Origin of the sequence: Kitasatospora sp. NPDC085464 (assembly GCF_044541955.1) — a bacterium.
Lineage (GTDB): Bacteria > Actinomycetota > Actinomycetes > Streptomycetales > Streptomycetaceae > Kitasatospora.
In genome coordinates, this window is record NZ_JBITTM010000121.1 from 1 (window position 1) to 1,895 (window position 1,895).

Annotated in this window: 1 protein-coding gene and 1 pseudogene; both read right to left on the minus strand. The window is 64.9% G+C overall.

What is annotated here, in order from left to right; genetic code table 11:
- Window positions 1-91: 91 nt before the first annotated feature.
- Window positions 92-298 (minus strand): annotated as a pseudogene (locus tag ACIGG8_RS42845) (transposase); the annotation flags it as partial.
- 126 nt (window positions 299-424) lie between these two features.
- Entirely contained in the window at window positions 425-889 is a 465-nt protein-coding gene (locus ACIGG8_RS42850) for an RICIN domain-containing protein (protein WP_396553992.1), read from the minus strand.
- Window positions 890-1,895: the final 1,006 nt, after the last annotated feature.

Here is a 1,895-nt window from a genome sequence, read left to right on the forward strand (position 1 = left end):
ACGAGTACGAGCAGGCGTACTGGACGAGCCCGGAGCAACACCCGCAAGTCGCTTGATCACACGATCGCGGACGCCACGAAAGTCGGGGCAGCTCATACAGGGCCCCGTGGCCGCGCCGGTGCTCGACCGCCAAGGACAGCTCGACCAGCGTCTTCACCGGCCCGTCCGTGCACAAGATCGCGTCGGTGAGCTCGAAGAGGACGTCAGCGCGGCTGTACAGACACTCGTAGAACTCGACCCGAAAGTGGGACAAGACACCCAATGCTTCGCCTGCGGGCGTGTCGGCGGCGAGACTCATACGCAGCGGCCGTTCTCTCGTGCTTCGTTACTCGACATCTCGAAGCTTGGAGAACGGCCGCCTCACGTGCCGCCGGTTCCCGGGAATCTCAGCAGGTCGAGTGACCCGCGAGGTTAAACGCCAAGCTTAGGCGTACTCAGTGACCCAGCGCTGCTCGGTGGGGTAGTCGGACGCGCAGCGCCACAGGGTGAGGTAGGTGCCGTTGGCGTGGCTACCGCCCTTGTTCGTCAGACAGCGGTAGTCCGGGCCCGAGTAGGTGGTCCAGGTCCAGCCGTTGTCGAGGCCGAACTGCTGCGGGTAGTTGGTACCGCTGTAGTCGCAGTCCCACAGTGTCAGGACAGCGCCGTCGGTCTCGTAGCCGTTGCCGTACGGGGTCAGACACTTACCGCTCGCCCGGTTCACGAGCCGATAACCGGGTCCGGCCACCTGCACGTCCCACTGCTGCAGAGGCGAACCGGTGCAGTCCCACAGGGTGATGATGGTTCCGTTGGAGGTGCCATTGCCCTTGGGGGTGGCGCACTTCCCCGAGTACTTGTTCTGCAGGGTCCGCCAGTCCGCGGCGCTGGCCTGCGGGGCAATTGATACGTTCATGACAAGCGCGCCCAAGAGGGCCGCGAAGACAGCAAGAATGGACTTACGCATAATCAACTTTCCTGAGCGGAGCAGACAGTACGCTCCGTATCCGCCTGGCGGACAGTGCCGTCAGGTTCGACGGCCTGCGGCCAAGATCAAGATCAAGTAAAACACCTGGCATCGCTGCAAGTTGCGCCCGAAATGATCACCGTTCCGTAACAACTCCGTTGCCCCGCGAGGGCGTAACGGCCTTGCAGAGGCATGTTGCACCCAGGCCTGGCGACTGTGCATACGGCATCACTGCTGAACGGCCCGACTCAGTATCCGTGCCCCCGGTGCGGCGCTGGTCCGATCATGCTGCTGTTGGCCGACTGTGGCCATGACGGCTTCGAGTTGAATCGCGATGCCGCCGCCACCGGTGCGGTTGCTGTGGGGGATGCACACGCACCGCAACCTCCCGGCTCGACACGTGCTCGTGGACGGTTCTCATCTGTTGGTGATCACCGATCTTGTGAGGCGCCTGGTCAGACACCCTGGCCGGACACCTTGTAGGGCACCTACCCAGGCACCTGACGATTCGTCATGATGCGATATCACCCCAGGTCAAAACCCATGGGGGGCGATCCGGAAGAGCCGACTACCCCTTCTTGTTCTTGGTGGGTGTGGGCGGCTGGTCGGTCCGGTGTGGAGCGACGTCGGGATGTCAGTGACCGGCGACAGGAAGTGTCGGCAGCAGCGACACAGGGTGCCGTAGGCAGTGCGCCCCGGAGCCCGCCCGAGCCCGCACGTTGACGGTGCGATGCAGTTGACGCGGGGCCCGACGTCGCCACTGTCGCTTTGACGTCGTTCGACAGGTCCGGCCGGCAGGGGCCTGTGCCCTGCGGGGCCGTGATGGTTGGTGAGCGCCCGGCGAACACCGGACGCCGGCTCCCGGGCTGGGTGGGGCGGTGGCGTCTGCATCAGGGCTCGACGGTGTGGGTGGCGATGGTGTGCTGGGGGCCGGGTCCGTTCGCCTGGGGCTGGT